This is a genomic window from Parabacteroides sp. 20_3 (assembly GCF_964238835.1).
Taxonomy (GTDB): Bacteria; Bacteroidota; Bacteroidia; order Bacteroidales; family Tannerellaceae; genus Parabacteroides; species Parabacteroides distasonis.
In genome coordinates this window covers 1-16,471 of the sequence record NZ_CAXSNO010000007.1, presented here as the reverse complement: position 1 = coordinate 16,471, position 16,471 = coordinate 1, and the positions used below count along the sequence as shown (strand labels likewise).

The 16,471-nt window shown below is 38.8% G+C and carries 15 protein-coding genes and 1 pseudogene; all 16 read right to left on the bottom strand.

Going from position 1 to position 16,471, the window contains the following annotated elements; genetic code table 11:
- Nucleotides 1-53: 53 nt before the first annotated feature.
- Nucleotides 54-1,118, bottom strand: a complete 1,065-nt coding sequence (locus tag ACESPU_RS14655) for a 3-oxoacyl-ACP synthase III family protein (protein WP_121961476.1) — start codon at nt 1,116-1,118, stop codon at nt 54-56.
- Nucleotides 1,118-1,357: an acyl carrier protein gene (locus ACESPU_RS14650; protein WP_121961477.1), complete on the bottom strand. Its 240-nt coding sequence runs from the start codon at nt 1,355-1,357 to the stop codon at nt 1,118-1,120. Before ACESPU_RS14650 ends, ACESPU_RS14655 begins: the two co-directional genes overlap by 1 nt.
- A 14-nt stretch (nt 1,358-1,371) precedes the next feature.
- Nucleotides 1,372-2,757: an AMP-binding protein gene (locus ACESPU_RS14645; RefSeq protein WP_121961605.1), complete on the bottom strand. Its 1,386-nt coding sequence runs from the start codon at nt 2,755-2,757 to the stop codon at nt 1,372-1,374.
- 11 nt (nt 2,758-2,768) lie between these two features.
- Nucleotides 2,769-3,524, bottom strand: coding sequence for an SDR family NAD(P)-dependent oxidoreductase (locus ACESPU_RS14640; RefSeq protein WP_121961478.1), 756 nt, complete (start codon nt 3,522-3,524; stop codon nt 2,769-2,771).
- 27 nt (nt 3,525-3,551) lie between these two features.
- The gene (locus tag ACESPU_RS14635) at nt 3,552-4,286 is read right to left on the bottom strand and encodes an SDR family NAD(P)-dependent oxidoreductase (protein WP_121961479.1); all 735 of its coding nucleotides are present in this window, start codon (nt 4,284-4,286) and stop codon (nt 3,552-3,554) included.
- Nucleotides 4,286-4,519 (bottom strand): phosphopantetheine-binding protein, encoded by a 234-nt coding sequence (locus tag ACESPU_RS14630; RefSeq protein ID WP_373133472.1) that lies wholly within the window; start codon nt 4,517-4,519, stop codon nt 4,286-4,288. Before ACESPU_RS14630 ends, ACESPU_RS14635 begins: the two co-directional genes overlap by 1 nt.
- A 33-nt stretch (nt 4,520-4,552) precedes the next feature.
- Nucleotides 4,553-5,179 carry an acetyltransferase gene (locus tag ACESPU_RS14625; protein ID WP_121961481.1) on the bottom strand — a complete coding sequence of 209 codons (627 nt, stop codon included), beginning with the start codon at nt 5,177-5,179 and terminating at the stop codon, nt 4,553-4,555.
- 34 nt (nt 5,180-5,213) lie between these two features.
- Entirely contained in the window at nt 5,214-6,350 is a 1,137-nt protein-coding gene (locus ACESPU_RS14620) for a hypothetical protein (protein ID WP_121961482.1), read from the bottom strand.
- Nucleotides 6,351-6,389: 39 nt separating this feature from the next.
- A complete protein-coding gene (locus tag ACESPU_RS14615) occupies nt 6,390-7,820 on the bottom strand; it encodes a hypothetical protein (protein ID WP_147331031.1) in 1,431 nt (476 codons plus the stop codon).
- Nucleotides 7,821-7,867: 47 nt separating this feature from the next.
- Nucleotides 7,868-8,611: a hypothetical protein gene (locus tag ACESPU_RS14610; protein WP_147331032.1), complete on the bottom strand. Its 744-nt coding sequence runs from the start codon at nt 8,609-8,611 to the stop codon at nt 7,868-7,870.
- 475 nt (nt 8,612-9,086) lie between these two features.
- Entirely contained in the window at nt 9,087-10,544 is a 1,458-nt protein-coding gene (locus ACESPU_RS14605; protein ID WP_373133471.1) for a lipopolysaccharide biosynthesis protein, read from the bottom strand.
- Between the two features lie 99 nt (nt 10,545-10,643).
- Nucleotides 10,644-11,753 (bottom strand): DegT/DnrJ/EryC1/StrS aminotransferase family protein, encoded by a 1,110-nt coding sequence (locus ACESPU_RS14600; protein ID WP_121961486.1) that lies wholly within the window; start codon nt 11,751-11,753, stop codon nt 10,644-10,646.
- A gap of 10 nt (nt 11,754-11,763) precedes the next feature.
- Nucleotides 11,764-12,903: a dTDP-glucose 4,6-dehydratase gene (gene rfbB / locus ACESPU_RS14595; protein ID WP_121961487.1), complete on the bottom strand. Its 1,140-nt coding sequence runs from the start codon at nt 12,901-12,903 to the stop codon at nt 11,764-11,766.
- Between the two features lie 13 nt (nt 12,904-12,916).
- A complete protein-coding gene (rfbA, locus tag ACESPU_RS14590) occupies nt 12,917-13,822 on the bottom strand; it encodes a glucose-1-phosphate thymidylyltransferase RfbA (protein WP_121961488.1) in 906 nt (301 codons plus the stop codon).
- A 10-nt stretch (nt 13,823-13,832) separates the two neighbouring features.
- On the bottom strand, nt 13,833-16,292 hold the full coding sequence (locus ACESPU_RS14585) for a GumC family protein (RefSeq protein WP_373133470.1): 2,460 nt from the start codon (nt 16,290-16,292) through the stop codon (nt 13,833-13,835).
- 71 nt (nt 16,293-16,363) lie between these two features.
- Nucleotides 16,364-16,471 (bottom strand): annotated as a pseudogene (locus ACESPU_RS14580) (polysaccharide export protein); the annotation flags it as partial.

The following is a 16,471-nucleotide window of genomic DNA, read 5'->3' as shown; positions in this document are numbered from 1 at the left end:
TGTAAAGCACTATGAACGAGACAGTAAAACGTAAAGGCTTTTTTAAATGCAGCTCATTCGATAGCACGGTAGTTCACAGGTTCCACAACCATCTTCTGGGTTCTCAACACCATAGTTCCCCATGTTAATCCTAAGCCAAAAGCAGAACATACCAATGTCAAAGAACGTGTAGTTAACTCTTCCTTAAGATTATATGTCATTAGCATTGGGATAGAGCAGCCACCTAAGTTGCCAAACTCCTGTAAATCATATGGAGTCTTTTCCAATGGTAGTTTCAACTTCTTCACTATTCTATCAACTATAAGCTTATTTGCTTGATGAATAAGAAAATAATCAACATTATCTGAGCTAAGGTCATATTCTTGCATCACTTTCTTAATACTTACAGGCGGTCTTGAAATAGCGAAAGCAAACACATCCATTCCGTTTATTAATGTATCTTTGGGAGCACGTATAATGCCATTACCAAAATCCTCATACTCGAAAGATTGAGGCGTAACAGGATGGCGGAATCCACCATGAGGTGTCATAAGAGCTTCATAGCCGGATCCTAACGTATTAAAATCTATTATGATATCCTCTGCTGTTGGGTCATACTCTAGCGCAAGAGCTGTTCCGCAGTCTCCAAATAATGGTACACGGCTCTTATCTGTAGGTGACCCCATTCTTGTTGCGGTATCACCCACAAGCAGCAATGCACGCTTGACATTCCCATTTGTCAACAAATTACCGGCAACATTAATAGCATAGATACAGCCACAACATCCCATAGGTATATCCATCACAAATGTTGATGCAGGTAAGCCTAAGCGATATTGCAAAATACCTGACGTAGGAGGAGTCCTATAATCAGGGCAGACTGATTCAAACAAGAGGACATCTACGCTATCCTTCTCCCACCCCAAGCTAACAAGCAAACGTTCTGCAGCATCATAACAAAGATCGCTGGCGCAAATGTCATCTGTCGCCACATAACGCTTTTTGATACCTACGGTATTATCAAACGTATCCGCCTCTTCCTGCGTAAAAAGGCCTAAATCCATTGTAGTCTTAGGATTATTAGGCACAGTGCCTGTCACCCCCCTAAGAGCTACATTCTTAATTTGCCATTGTGCCATTATAACTCAATCTCGTATTTAGAAAGCATGGATTTAGCAGCCTCATACGAATTACAGCTGATTATGTCTTCCGGATCCAACATGATATCGAAGGTGTCTTCAAGAGAAGAGGTCAAGGACAATTGGCGTACACTATCCCAACCATCCACACTGTCTTTATCAAACCCTTTTCCAAGAGCGGAACCATTCACATTAAACACCTCGCAAAAAATCTCGTTCAATTTATCTATATTAGCCATAACTATTTCTATTATTATTGATTTATAACCTTACCGGCCTCGTTTCTAAGAATTTTATCTACAATCTCCACTTGAACCCTCTGATAAAACAGACGTGTCTTTTCCTCTATAAAAGAAGGTATCCGACTGGCAATATTCGCATTGGTCAACTTAATCAGCAAATGCTCGTCATCGCCACTACAATAACAGTCCGTGTCGAAATTGCTCCGAATCAAGTTCTCTACCTCATCAAGCCCTATACGCAATCCGAAAATCTTCAGGAAACGCTTCAAGCGGCCTACGATAAAATAACAGCCATCCATATCTCTCCTTACTAAATCGCCAGTGTGCATGACCCCATGATTCTCATCACCTTTCAATAAATCCTCTTTGCAAGTAGCGTAACCTAACGTAACATTCTCCCCACGATACACCATCTCTCCGACAGCTTCCCCATCAAAGGTCTCATTGCCGTCATTGTCGATGATAGAGAGCTGTCCACCAGGCTCAGCCATACCAATACTACAGATTTTGGCAGAGGCTAATTCAGCTGGAAGATAAGCCATACGCGCCGTACACTCACTCTGACCATAGGTAGCAATAAACTTTTTACCCTTATCCTTCGCATAAGTTGCCAATTGCATCCACATCTCTTCTGTTAATTTACCACCTCCCTGAGTCACGATCTTAAGATCTGGCAGATCCATACGGAAGAAACGCAATTTGGAAAGCAATTCAAAGCTATAAGGTACTCCCGTAAAACTGGTAGCCCCGTCTTTCAACATTTTCCAGAAACCAGGGTCAAGCAATGACTTGCCGCATAATAGCACGGTTGCCCCCGCATATAAGTGACTCGCTATGACCGAAAGTCCCATCGTATAGTGCATAGGAAGTACCGCCATCGCCCGTTCTGAGGATGTCAAGCCAAACAAATTCATGACATTTTCCGCATTAGCCTCGATATTACGATAACTATGACGGACAAGTTTAGGGCTTCCCGTACTGCCAGACGTAGGCAATAGTAATGAAAGGTCCTCATACAAAGCAGGAGTCACAAACCCTGTTCTAGTAAGCGAATAGCCGGAAGTCGAATAAATAACCTCCCGCAAATTATAATCCACTATCTTCGCCGTCGGAAGCCAAAGAAATTCCGGCTGATATCTCTCATAAAGGGCATCAAACAATGATTGCTCGGTATGACTGCTAATAATAAGCGGAACAATACCATTACTTAACGCAGAAGTATATCCTAAAAGCGATCCATTGCAATTCTCAGCAAGAATAAAAATAAGCGTCCGATAAGGAAGCACCTCCGAAAACTCTTTCGCCTTATCACATAAATCGCCATAGGTTAATCGTTCTCCGCTATCATCAACGATCGCTAAAGCACTCGGATCTTTCCTATCTAAATTCAAAAACATACGCAACAACATTAAATCGACGCACAACCATCCACTCCTAAAATATGACCGGATATATAACTCGCACGATCAGAAGCCAAGAAAGAGACGGCATCAGCCACATCCAGTGGAGTACCTAGCCGCCCTAACGCTATACGAGAGATACGCCCATCTATTTTATCCCCATCGCATTCATACAACTCCTTGAAGCGTTCAGTCGCAATAATACCGGGAGCCACAGCATTTACCCGGATATTCATAGGTGAGAGTTCCTTTGCCGCAGATTTCGTCAGAGCGATGACAGCACCTTTCGTAGAGCTGTAAGCCACCTGTCCGGGACTTCCCACGACTCCCGTTATAGAAGCGATATTCACAAAGCACCCCCCTCCATTACGAGCCATCAAGCGTGACGCAATCTGGAGCATATCGATTACGGCAAAAACATTGACCGAATACATTTTCTCCAGCAAAGGCTTCGTCACCATACCCAATTTCTGATTTGCTATGATAGCGGCATTATTAACAATACAATCAATGCGCCCCTCAGCCTTATATATAGACATCAAGCCAGCCTTTAAAGCGGCGGTATCCGTCACATCGAAACAAACAGGCACGACTTTACCCCCATTCCTTGAGGCGTATTCATCTACCCAGACCTGCATATCCCCTTCTTGCAGATCGTTGACATAAACGGTAGCGCCATCCTGGACGAACCGCTCGGCGATAACCCTGCCTATACCACGACCCGCACCAGTTATCAATGCAACTTTATTTTCTAATAATCTCATACCTTAACAATTTGATAAACAATTGCCTTATCCTGAAATCTCAACAGATGTAGATGTTACCCAAGCGCTTGCGTCAGACAAAAGATAGATAATAGCCCAAGCAATCTCTTCCGGCCTACCATATCTTTTCAATAAATACTTGGCCTTATCCCGCTCCAGGTCCTCTTCCGAAAGCGTACCGTTCAAAACAAGAGGCGTCTCCACCATCCCCGGCAATATCGCATTCGAACGAATCCCTTTAGCCGCAAACTCCAAAGCGCAAGAACGCGCGAAGGACTCTATAGCCGCTTTAGAAGCCGCATACATAGAATTACCGGGAGTCACGATTCTCGCAGCCTTAGAAGAGGTAAACACGATCGAGGCTCCTTTATTAAATTTCTTCGCCTTGGCCAACGCTTTCGTCAGCAAAATACTCGAGATCGTATTAATCTCGAACACCTCACGCAACTCATCTTCTTTAATGAAATGAATCGGTCTTCGCTTGGTAATGCCTGCATTACAAACAAAACCATCCAGCGCAGATACGGATCCAACCAACGAATCCATCTCCTCGCTCTTGGCCACATCCGCAATGACCATCGCATGGCCATCCCCCTCCAGAGCATCAAAAGTCTCACGCAACCGTTCTTCATTCCGGGCGGTTACAAACAATTTCGCCCCCAAGTACGAGCACTCGATTGCAGTCGCCCTCCCGATACCAGAAGAGGCACCGGTAACTAAGATCGTTTTTCCTTGAAGAGAAAAAGGATTATACCCAACCATCAAGACAACTTAGCTTGGACCATATTAAACAAATCTTGAATCGTAACAGCGGCACTCATCTCCGCCCCTTTCAACGTCACCCCATACTCCTCATCCACCATCGCAATAATAGAAAGAGCGACAATCGATGAATACTCCTCCAAATCATGAAAAACAGTCTCCGGAGTAAAAACACTAGTGTCAGTATCATCAAACTGATCCGCAAAATTCTGAATAAACTCTTGTATTTCCATTGCTGTAAAATTAATACTGAATATTATTGTTACTTAAATCAATTTTCTTGCGGGATTACCAAAAACTGTAGTTCCAAACTTCACTCGTCGAATAACAAAACTACATGCACCTACATTTGCCTCAGACTCGACTACAACATGATGACCAATAACAGCTGCCGTATGGATATTAACATGATTTTCTATTACAATACCACCAACACAAGTTACATGTGTATCAATACGATTCCAATCTCCTATTATGTCATCATGCCCGATAACCGTATAAGATTGAATCATATTGAAGTCACCAATTTTAGCATCATTTCCTATTACGGTATAAGCTCCTATAAAATTACCTACACCAATTTCCACATTGGTATAAAGACGAGCAGTTTGATGAATTAAATTTATAAACTTTCCTCCTTTTGCTCGAATTTTCTCAATACAATTCTTCCTTAATTTATCACCTATAGAACATATAAAAACATCATCTTCCATCGGTTCATAATCTTCAATTGTCCCAATAATAGCTGGATAATTTTGAAAATTACCCAATGATGGATAATCATTAATAAAACCTTTAATGACAAATTCATTACCATATCCTACACTCTCCAAAGCGTTAGAATAGAAAGTCCGTCCCATCCCTCCAGCTCCAACAATAACTAACTGTTTCATATCAACACAATAATTAACAAGACATTAAATCCAATCAATCAAAAAAAGTCGGCATATAATCCTCATAGAAAATCCGTGTATCTATAGCCATCTTCATGTTACGCAATTGCAGCTCCTGTGATAAAGGCTGAAGATCTTCAATACTATTCAAATCTCTTTCAAAAGAAAATACAATAAATCCTTTTTCCCGATAATAAGATAATAATGGATTTCCATCCCGAAGAAATACTTTTGTACCACTTTTCAACAATCTCATAATATTTCCTGCAGCTTCCTGACGAAGCGCACCAAATATTGCTACTGGTATTGAATCTAAAAACTTATTGTATTCATCTACTGGCAACAATTTTAAAAGAGGAACATATTTTAAGCCAAAATCACGTTTACCTTGCCTTAATACATTTTTCCTAATATATTTTGATCCATAGGATAATGGAGTACAAATCGTAAAATAATCTATACCTTTTAAGGATTTCAATTTATGAAACAATGTAATATGATTTCCTGTCAATGAAGCTTGATGATTAACCATAATCAAATCCTTTTTCTTAGAACAAAGAAATATTTTATCGTTTTTAACAGTATCTTTATATGGGGACAAATACTTAAAATACTTAAATTTCAAATTAGAATCAAAATATTTATTCAGCAATTCAAAATCATAAGAAAACCATGTACAGAAATAATCTATATACGGGAGTGATTTTTTCAAATATTCTGACCGCAAATTCTTTCCTAATACCTTCTTTACAATTCGACTTAATGGAGTCGGAACAATATAAGTCAACCAAGAAAATGGCGACATATTATCAATCAGTTTATATGCACCTATTTCCCCTAAAGCATTATAAAGTTCATACCCCCAAAAAATCCAAAACACTTGTCCATCATATAGTTTTTTTTCTTTCAGCTGTATTAATATAGGATAATACTGAAACACTAAAGCATGAATAACAACATGTTTTATTTTATACTCACAACATATATGTTGAATTTTCATTAGGATATCAGGATCATCCAGCTCATAACGGTAGAGAAAAACATCATCTATATATTTTCCTTTTTTTGAAGTATTGAACATTATGAAAAGGTTATCTTTTGGATAAAACCGTTCAAATGCATCGATGGCTTGCTGAATAAAATTGCCATCTAGACAAAGATGTAAGTTCATACTATAAGTAGATTTTAGAATTTATTTTCTTCAAGTTAGTCATTCATAAATTTTGTCAATTTGGCAATCTTCAAAATTGTTATACCAATCCCGTAAAAATAATATGCGAGGCATTTTTTTTATATGACACTGCTTAAACAGTACTTGCCTAACTGGACAATGATTTGCAATCTTATTTTGGTAATTTGTTATATCAGGAATCACACAATTGGAAAATTCAATCCAATTCGTTGTATTCAGTCGGATTGGTGCTGTAAATATGCAATTTGAAATTCGGGTCACAATCTTTCCATAATCATACAAATTGTTAAAAGTAGACGAAACATCATGTATGTTATTGATGAAACGACAATATCTCATTTGAACATTTACATTTCCTATTTCTGGAAATTGGCGTATTTCATCGGGTTCAAAATCGATTGCAGACTTAGGGGCTGTTCCATGGATAGAGTTAGTTCCACATCCTTCAAAAAACGTATTTTGAACAATAACATTGGTGGCCGCAACTGTCACTCCATTCCTACGTGCATACCTTATTTTCAAATTATCTATCAACAAATCATTTGCTACCCGGTTACGAATATTTTCATTTGAATAGTCTGCCGTATACGAAATACAATCTCCAAAAGCATATTCCAATGTTATACCCGAAAATTTAAAATTAGAACAAGCTTGACAACAAAAAATATACCCCCATTCTCCATAATACTTAGATCCCTTAACTATAGGAGAATTATAGATATGATTTTTAGCATCACCCGCAATACACCCCTTACCATCAATTGTAATATTCTGTTTTCCATATTCCCAAAAGATATAATAAACACCTTGATTCGTCGGAAGCATCTGAAAACGGTTATCTATTGTCAAATGAGTGTTGGAAGGAATTGTAAATATTCTCAGAAAAGAATATTCATTTTTATTTAGATCAGACCATTTCCGTTTCTTCTTATTACCAGACATCGTAAATGAAACCTTATCCCCAAAATTGGTTTCCCCTTTATAAGGTAACTCAAAATAGTAAGTTCTATCTGCCTGAAAATAAATATGACAGAAATGTTCTCCATCCGTCAATGATAAAATATTTTTAATAATATCATTTGACACAAAACTTGGAGATTTATCAAAGCAAAACCAACTATCAAATACAACTTGATTCTTCCATTCACCCAAAATGCGTAATTTACATCCTATAACAGGTTTATCTATATTTAAAACAGAAAGACTATTTCCTCTTCCTTGTATTATGCCATTATCTATTAATCCATTTTGCTCTATACATAATTCCGCACTAGCGGGTAATCGTAAACATTTACCTGCTAAATCACAAGTCTTATCCACGACAAGTTTTGAGTATTTTTTTGGCAGACGATCAATAATTAGCTCGTTACGTTCATTCAAGTAAGTACTTACAAAAATCGATGTTTCCTGAGCGTAAATATCACAAATAAAGCATAGTTTCACCAACAAAAACACTGATATATAACAAATAAAATAGGGCCTCATTAATACAACAATTACTTATCATTTAAACTCTCTATATATCCAACCTTATTTGAAGTATATAGAACTGTTATACCTAAAACAAATAAAAACATCCACATTAACCTATATGGATAATCACGTATCATATTGCAGATGATCACTACCAGAAAAAAGCCAAACCCTTGTTTAGATCGATATCGAAGATACAAGCATAAATACAACAAACAAATCAATACCGTTCCTATTATGCCATTGATAAAGAAAAATCTTTTAAAACTTGCACATCCATGTAAAATATTAGATGTTGCATTACCATCACCATAAGCCTTTCTACCATATCCATTAAATATATCCCCATGTTTAAGCCAATTATCATAATATTTATCAAAAACCATAGATGTTCTATTATCTCCTGATAACTCTCCATCTGTAATAATCAGTCGGCTTAGAATTTTTTCATTAATCACATTATTTCCTCGATTATAATTCAAACCTATATATGTAAATACACCCGCAAATACAGCAAGGATTAACAAATATTTAAATAGATCTTTACCTCTCAAATAAAAATATAAACATAAACCTATAAAAAAAAGACAGTAGGCCGCTAAAGAAAGCGAGAATATAATAGATAAAAGATAAATGTAATTGGATTTATTCTTAAAGTTAAACTTATTAATATACAACAACAAGCAACTAGTACTACCAACATGCCCTGGCTCCAAAAACATTCCACAAAATCGAGGAAGAATTTCAAACATATTATCAGCTCCCATAACAAAGAAATAATAAACATCATGAATGTAAAAATCACTAGTCTCTGAGCGATAATGAGGCAAATTTATTCCTACCAAATATAACAGCCATCCCAAAAGGGATATGCAACAAATAACTTTTATAAAGAAATCAAACGTATGATATAAATTGATCTTAAAAGAGGTTGTAGATACAAAAAAAGTGATTGTTATAAAAATCACACTTAATAGATTCAAATAGGCAAATAAAGAAAAATCAATTGTATTGTGAGTGAAATTATAGATCCAACACACTACAGATAAAAGACAGACCCCTATTGATAAATCCCACTTCCGAAGATTCATTAAATAAGGAAGTAAAACACAGGCACACATTATATTAACAAAAGATATAGGAAGCTTCCATGTAAAATACAATTCCATAGACGCACACATGGCCAAAAGAATACTATATATAGAGAACGTACTATACCTTAAACCTTTACTATGCATATCATCACTTACTTTTACAAAATTTTCTTACAAAGTTATTCGCAATACTTTTTATCTCTAAAAACTCATCAAGTCTCAACCAATTATAAATCAAATAAGCCAAAATGAAACCTGTTGAAAGCTGGATAATCAGCATGAGATAATAAGAAATGGATAACAATGAAATACTCCACATCAAAAATCCGACTCCTAGAGAAACTATAAATGAAGGGAATATGTCCTTAAGTTGCTCATACACTGAATAATTTATTAGACTTGCTGAATAATAAGCATTTAGAAAATAAGATATTACAGATATAATGACACTGCCCCAAAGCATCATTTCTATGCCTAGATACACACCTACCAGTATAGGGAAAATCGCTAATACTTTTTTAATCACCTCCAATTTAAGAAAGACATCTGAACGACCTTTTACTTTTAGAATATTCAAATTGATTGCATGCAATGGATAGAGCATATTAGAAAAACAAACTATTTGTAAGAAATAAACAGCCGGTAACCATTTATCACTTATCAAAAGAATTAAAAGAGGCTTTGCGATAGCAGCTAGTCCTAGCATACAAGCAAAAGAAACAAGCATTGTTGATTTAATAACTTTCCTATACGCCTCACGTAAACGGATTGAATCATCCTGAATACTGCTTAGTACTGGAAAACTTACCCGTTGGACAACCGTAGTCAGATTTGTCGAGAAGACCATACTAAATTGCTTAGCTCTAGTATATTGACCTAATATAGAAGATGAAAAACATCGCCCAATAACAATATAATAAATATCCTTATAGATTGTATCCAAAAGTCCTGACAATAGCAATTTCGACCCAAAACCAAACATTTCTTTAAATGCTGTCATTGAAAAGCTCACCGTAGGTTTCCAATGACAAAAGAACCATAAGAATAGTGTGTTCAGACATTGCCGACCCAATTGTTGCCCGACTAAACTCCAAACCCCTTGTCCAGAAAAAGCCATCCATACTCCGATGACACCACTCCCAACAGACGCTATCAAAGATATAATTGTTTGTGTCTTAAAATTTATTTCTCGAACAAAAATCGTGTATGGTATAATAGACAATGCATTGATAATCAAAATTAAGCCTATTACACGCATAACTTCACATAAAATAGGCTCTCTAAAAAATAAAGCTATGAAAGGAGATATAAAAAATAAACAAATATAAAGTAATATACTTATCAGTAAGTTAAAATAAAAAACCGTATTATATTCAATCGGCTTAACCTTCACCTTACGAATCAAAGCACTAGAGAAACCACTGTCAATGATAGAATTTGATATGGCTATGAATATAGAAACCATAGCCATAACTCCATATTCTTCCGGAGTCAAAAGACGGGCCAATATGATGCCTACAAAGAAGATAACACCACTACTTGACACATTATCTATTAGACTCCATATTACGCCATGAACTGTTTTCCCTTTTAATGAGCCTTGCATATTGATTTTGAAACAATATATCAACCTAAAGTTTTAAGGTATTGATTTTCAATATCCCTATTCCTTATTCTATATAAACTCGAATAATTACTATAAAAATTATCGCTTGATAATTTCTATAACACGATCTATATCAATTTCAGACATCTCATGGTGCATAGGTAGACAAATTACCCGATCTGCCATCTTATGAGCATTCGGCAAATTTTCTTTAACAGAAGAAGGGAGTCCCTTATATACTGAAAATTCCGATATCAACGGATAAAAATATCGACGCCCAAGGATATTTACTTCACGCATTTTAAAATATAATTCATTCCGTGTCATTCCATATAATTTCGCATCAACAAATATAGGAAAATAAGAATAATTGTGTTTTACACCTGTCATATCATCAAAAAATGTAATGCCTAGCACATTTCTCAATGCTTCCCGATAACGCATAGCAACTTGATGTCGAGCTTCAATCGCTTTATCTACTTGTCGCAAATTAAGCAATCCATAGGCGGCACGAACCTCATCCATTTTACTATTAATACCTGCCCCAACAACCGTTACTTCATTTGCAAAACCAAAGTTTTTCAAATAGTCAATTCGCTTTTTCGTCCGTTCATCTTGCATAATCAAAGCACCACCTTCAATCGTATTATAGACTTTTGTCGCATGAAAACTTAGGGTAGACATATCTCCTGCATTAAGAATACTTTTTCCATTGACTTCTACACCAAAAGCATGAGCCGCATCATAAATCACCTTTAAACCATATTGATCTGCGATTTCTTGAATACGTTGAGTTTCACATGGTTTTCCATAAACATGCACAGGCATAATTGCTGTTGTCCTAGGAGTTATAGCAGCCTCAATCCTATCAGGATCAAGGTTTCCTGTAGCAGGATCAATATCGACAAAAACAGGCTTACAACCATTCCACCAAATACAATGACTCGTAGCGACAAAACTATAGGGAGTAGTAATTACTTCACCTGTTATTCTCAAAGCCTGTAAAGCGATAAGTAAAGGAAGCGTACCATTCGTGAAAAGACTTACGTAAGGGACACCTAAATAATCAGCAAGCTCTTTTTCCAGTTGTTTATGGAATGAGCCATTATTAGTAATCCATTTACTCCCCCAAATCTGTTTTAATATTTCGTTGAATTCATTTAAATTTGGCAGTAACGGTGAAGTTACCGTAATCATTTTATTATCCATAATCAATTATTTATTTTCCTTTATACATGTTTTCATAATAGACTTTATAATCACCAGAAGTCACATTGTCCATCCAATCCTGATTGTCCAAGTACCATTTCACAGTCTTCTCTATCCCCTCCTCGAATTGCAAGGACGGTTCCCAACCGAGTTCTTTTTGTAATTTAGTGGAATCGATGGCATAGCGAGCATCGTGTCCTAATCGATCAGTCACATAGGTGATGAGATCCATATCCTCTCCCTCTCTACGCCCTAGCTGGCGATCCACTGTATTTATCACAAGCTTTATTATGTCAATGTTCTTCCACTCATTAAAACCACCGATATTATAGGTCTCCGCCACCTTTCCTTCATGAAAGATAACATCAATCGCTCGTGCATGATCTTCTACAAATAACCAGTCTCGTACATTTTCACCCTTACCATAGACAGGCAGTGGCTTACGGAAACGGATATTGTTGATAAAAAGCGGTATCAACTTCTCAGGGAACTGATACGGGCCATAATTGTTACTACAATTGGTCACAATGGTCGGCATTCCATAGGTATCATGATAAGCTCTCACAAAATGGTCACTGCTCGCCTTACTTGCCGAATAGGGCGAATGGGGATTGTATTTCGTCGTCTCATAGAAAAATTCATTTCCATAAGCCAAATGATGTTTATTGGAGGACGCTGTTGTCGTAAACGGAGGTTCTATTCCATCAAGGTGATTCATTACCAATGCCCCATAAACTTCGTCTGTGGAGATATGATAAAAACGTTTACCCTCATACTTTTCAGGTAAGCTCTCCCAATACAACTTGGCTGCTTGCAACAAAGCTAAAGTTCCCATCACATTCGTTCGAGCGAAAGTGAATGGATCCTTAATAGAACGATCGACATGGCTCTCTGCCGCCAAATGAATGATACCGTCAATCCGTTCCTCCTCCATTAGTTTATAGAACGCCTCAAAGTCACAGATATCCATCTTTACAAAATTATAGTTCGGTTTGTTTTCGATATCTTTCAGATTAGCTAAGTTTCCTGCATAGGTCAACTTGTCTAAATTGATAATCTTATACTCCGGATATTTGTTTACAAACAAGCGTACCACGTGACTGCCAATGAAGCCTGCTCCACCAGTTATTACAATATTTTGCTTTGTCATGATTCTGCTTTTCTTATTCTAAATTTGGTTTTCCTGTCCCTTTTAATTCCTCTATTACCTTTAGTAAATACTGGCCATATTGGTTCTTCAGCATCGGCTGCGCCAACTCTCGCATACGCTCCTCCGTTATCCAACCTTGACGATATGCGATCCCCTCCAGACAAGCCACTTTCAAGCCTTGACGCTTCTCCAATACCTCAATATAGGTAGATGCCTCGCTCAAGGAATCGTGCGTACCGGTATCCAGCCATGCGAAACCACGGCCTAAAGTCTGCACCTTCAGCTCCCCATCCTCCAAGAATTGTTGGTTGACCGTGGTAATCTCATACTCGCCACGAGCGGAGGGCCTGACATTACGAGCCACCTCTACCACCTTGTTCGGATAGAAATAGAGACCTACCACGGCGTAGTTACTCTTCGGCTGGGTCGGCTTCTCCTCGATGCTCAAGCAGTTACCCACCTGATCAAACTCGGCCACCCCATAACGCTCTGGATCACTCACCCAATAGCCGAATACCGTAGCCTTTCTCTCCTCCTCCACGGTACATACCGCCTCTCTCAGCATCGAGATAAATCCATTACCATGGAAGATATTATCGCCCAGCACCAAGCAAACGCTGTCATCGCCGATGAATTCGGCGCCAATGGTAAATGCCTGCGCCAATCCATTCGGCCAAGGTTGTTCGGCATACTCAAAACGCACTCCATAATCAGAACCATCCCCAAGCAGTCGCTTGAATCCCGGCAGATCGTATGGCGTTGATATAATCAAGATCTCCCTGATACCCGCCAACATTAATACGCTGATGGGATAATACACCATCGGCTTATCGAAGATAGGGAGCAACTGCTTGCTCACTCCCTTGGTGATCGGGTACAATCGGGTGCCCGAGCCACCGGCTAAAACGATTCCTTTCATATTATCTCTTTTATTTCTTCTTATCAACCGACTCAAAACCATAACTATAGCCATACCCGTAGCCATAGCCATAGCCATAGCCATAGCCCTTCCCATAGCCGTACTTCTTACCGAAACCGTAGCCATAGTTGTTCTTACGCTTACTCATGTCAAGGCCATTGATCACCGTGGCCAACTTAGAGAACTTATGTTCTCTCTGCAAGACATTGATGTAGCTAAAGCCGGTTTTCGGGGTCACGTCAGCACGACAGACATATACGCACATATCTGCTACACGACCGATGATCGCCGTATCCGTCACCATTCCGATCGGGGCTGTATCCAGGATGATATAATCATAATGATCCTTCAACAATGCGATGGTCTTATCCAGCACGTCACGAGCGACCAACTCCGTAGGATTAGGCGGTATCTGACCTCCCGGAAGGATATCGAGGTTGTCGCTGATATCTGATTTTTGAATCATGCTGAATAGATCGACATGATCTGGGTCGCTTAGGTAATTCGTTATACCTTCCATCTTACGGGAAATATTGAAGACGCGGTTCAAACCCGGCTTTCGGATGTCCATGCCCACCACAATCACCCTCTTTCCCAAAAAGGCTAGGCTGACCGCAGTATTACCTGCCACGAACGACTTTCCCTCACCGGGCTGGGTCGAGGAAAACATGATTACACGCTCATCCTTGCCCAGCATGAAAAGCAAGTTGGTGCGTAAGCCTCGGAAAGTCTCCTCCATGATATCGTTCTTATTCTCTCGTACCACGATGGCACCTTCACCCTTCTTCTTGACCAAGGGTAATTCCGCCAAAATCGGCACATTGGTTAGCGCCTCCACGTCATCCCGGTTCTCGATCTTATATTTCAATAGATCATGCAGGTAGACAGTTCCTATCGGAATGGCAAAGCCAAGAATTAGAGCCGCCAGCATAAAAAGGAACTTCCTCGGAGCCACAGGATGCTCATCCGCCTGCGGGTCTTCTATGATACGTCCGTTGTTAGCCGTGGCTGCCAAGGTGATGGCATTCTCCTCCCGCTTTTGCAATAACATGATATATAATGTGGCCTTAATCTCCTGCTGACGGGAAATGGTCATGAATTCTTTCTCCTGCCTCGGGGCATCGCTGATGCGGCTCTCGAACTTGCTCGCCTGGCGATCGATATCGGCCTTCGCAATCTGCAAGCCTTTTAGGACACTGTTCACCGTAGTTTTCACGTTGCGGCGCATCGCCTCAATACCGGCGTTCATGTTGATCACTGCTGGGTTGCTTTCCGAAGAGGTACGCAACAGACGTTTACGCTCAATTAGCATCGTATTATATTGATCGATGACGGAGGTCAGGTTTTGATCCTGCAAACCCACGTTCGCCGGAATCACTTCGTCCTCGTTCACCGGGTCATTCATGTAATTGCGAAGATACTGAACCAAGCTGATTTGCGTGGCGTTCTCCATACGCCGCTGCTCATAACGAGAGCTCTCCTGCAAAGCCATCTGGGCATCGCTTGTCAAATTAGTCAAGCCAGAGCGTTGCTTGAAAGCGGCCAGCTCGTTCTCTGTCGTTCCCAGCTCATTATTGATGATAGCTATTCGTTCCTCTATAAACTCAGCGGTCTTTTGAGCGACCTCATTCTTCTCGTCATTGGCATCTTGATTGTAAAAAGCGACTAGGCGATTCACGAAATCAGTTCCTCGTTGTTCCACCGTATTTTTTAATGCGATCTCTGCAATTGTCGTAGTTTTGGAAGAAGGTGTCACACTTAAGTCTTCTCCATATGCCTTCGCCGTAGCCGTGGGTGTATAGATTTGAGCTACCAAATCAATTTTCCCATCTTCTAACTCCGGTATTGAGTCTGAACTTGTAAAACTGAACACACCGACCGGTGTCGGTAGGATAGCTGGCAGACTTTCAAAAGACTGTTTTAACAATATCGCATCTCCCTTCTTTTCTATTTTATATTCTGCCTCAACCGTTAATTTTCCATCTTTAGTATAATGCATACTCAAAATTACAGGGCTAACCAAACGCTCCGCTTCTTCAGGCGTAATAAAGACATCCACAGGAGAGTTTTTATATAAAGGAGGATTAAAGCCCCAAATATTCTTCTGTTCCAAGCTTATATAAAGTCTCATATCGTTTACCACTTTTTTAATCAAGGTACGCGACTTCAAGATTTCTACTTCATTATCAAAATTATTGCTCATCGAGAACATTCCCAAATCCTGAATTGCTGCTAAACCATTTGCAGCAGCATTACCACCTTTCTTTTCATCTTCCTTTATTAATACGGAAGAAGTGATATTATAAACGGGAGTTTGATAACGCAAGAAAATATACATTCCTATACAGCAAACCAATACACTTGCTACAAACCATGGCCAATAAACCATATACTTGAAGAACAAAGCATATAAATTGATATCTTGTCCCTCGTTCTCTATCCCTGTGTTATTATTTCGTTCGTCTACCATCGTATTTTATATAGTTCATTATTTATCCGTTTATCAATAATCTTTAACTATCAACTGTCACCTGTCAACTATTATTTAAGTATGTTCACTAATAAACCGGCGATAGATACCAGAATCGAGAGTGAGCTTACCCAAAGGGTCGTGCTGTTACCGATATCGGAGTTCTTAGCCTTCGTCTT

Coding starts and splice junctions, on each gene's coding strand:
- ACESPU_RS14645 (WP_121961605.1), bottom strand. CDS start 2,757: ATGTTTTTGAATTTAGATAGGAAAGATCCGAGTGCTTTAGCGATCGTT.
- ACESPU_RS14650 (WP_121961477.1), bottom strand. CDS start 1,357: ATGGCTAATATAGATAAATTGAACGAGATTTTTTGCGAGGTGTTTAAT.
- ACESPU_RS14630 (WP_373133472.1), bottom strand. CDS start 4,519: ATGGAAATACAAGAGTTTATTCAGAATTTTGCGGATCAGTTTGATGAT.
- ACESPU_RS14585 (WP_373133470.1), bottom strand. CDS start 16,292: ATGGTAGACGAACGAAATAATAACACAGGGATAGAGAACGAGGGACAA.
- ACESPU_RS14635 (WP_121961479.1), bottom strand. CDS start 4,286: ATGGTTGGGTATAATCCTTTTTCTCTTCAAGGAAAAACGATCTTAGTT.
- ACESPU_RS14605 (WP_373133471.1), bottom strand. CDS start 10,544: ATGCAAGGCTCATTAAAAGGGAAAACAGTTCATGGCGTAATATGGAGT.
- rfbA (WP_121961488.1), bottom strand. CDS start 13,822: ATGAAAGGAATCGTTTTAGCCGGTGGCTCGGGCACCCGATTGTACCCG.
- rfbB (WP_121961487.1), bottom strand. CDS start 12,903: ATGACAAAGCAAAATATTGTAATAACTGGTGGAGCAGGCTTCATTGGC.
- ACESPU_RS14600 (WP_121961486.1), bottom strand. CDS start 11,753: ATGGATAATAAAATGATTACGGTAACTTCACCGTTACTGCCAAATTTA.
- ACESPU_RS14640 (WP_121961478.1), bottom strand. CDS start 3,524: ATGAGATTATTAGAAAATAAAGTTGCATTGATAACTGGTGCGGGTCGT.
- ACESPU_RS14625 (WP_121961481.1), bottom strand. CDS start 5,179: ATGAAACAGTTAGTTATTGTTGGAGCTGGAGGGATGGGACGGACTTTC.
- ACESPU_RS14610 (WP_147331032.1), bottom strand. CDS start 8,611: ATGGGAGCTGATAATATGTTTGAAATTCTTCCTCGATTTTGTGGAATG.
- ACESPU_RS14655 (WP_121961476.1), bottom strand. CDS start 1,118: ATGGCACAATGGCAAATTAAGAATGTAGCTCTTAGGGGGGTGACAGGC.
- ACESPU_RS14620 (WP_121961482.1), bottom strand. CDS start 6,350: ATGAACTTACATCTTTGTCTAGATGGCAATTTTATTCAGCAAGCCATC.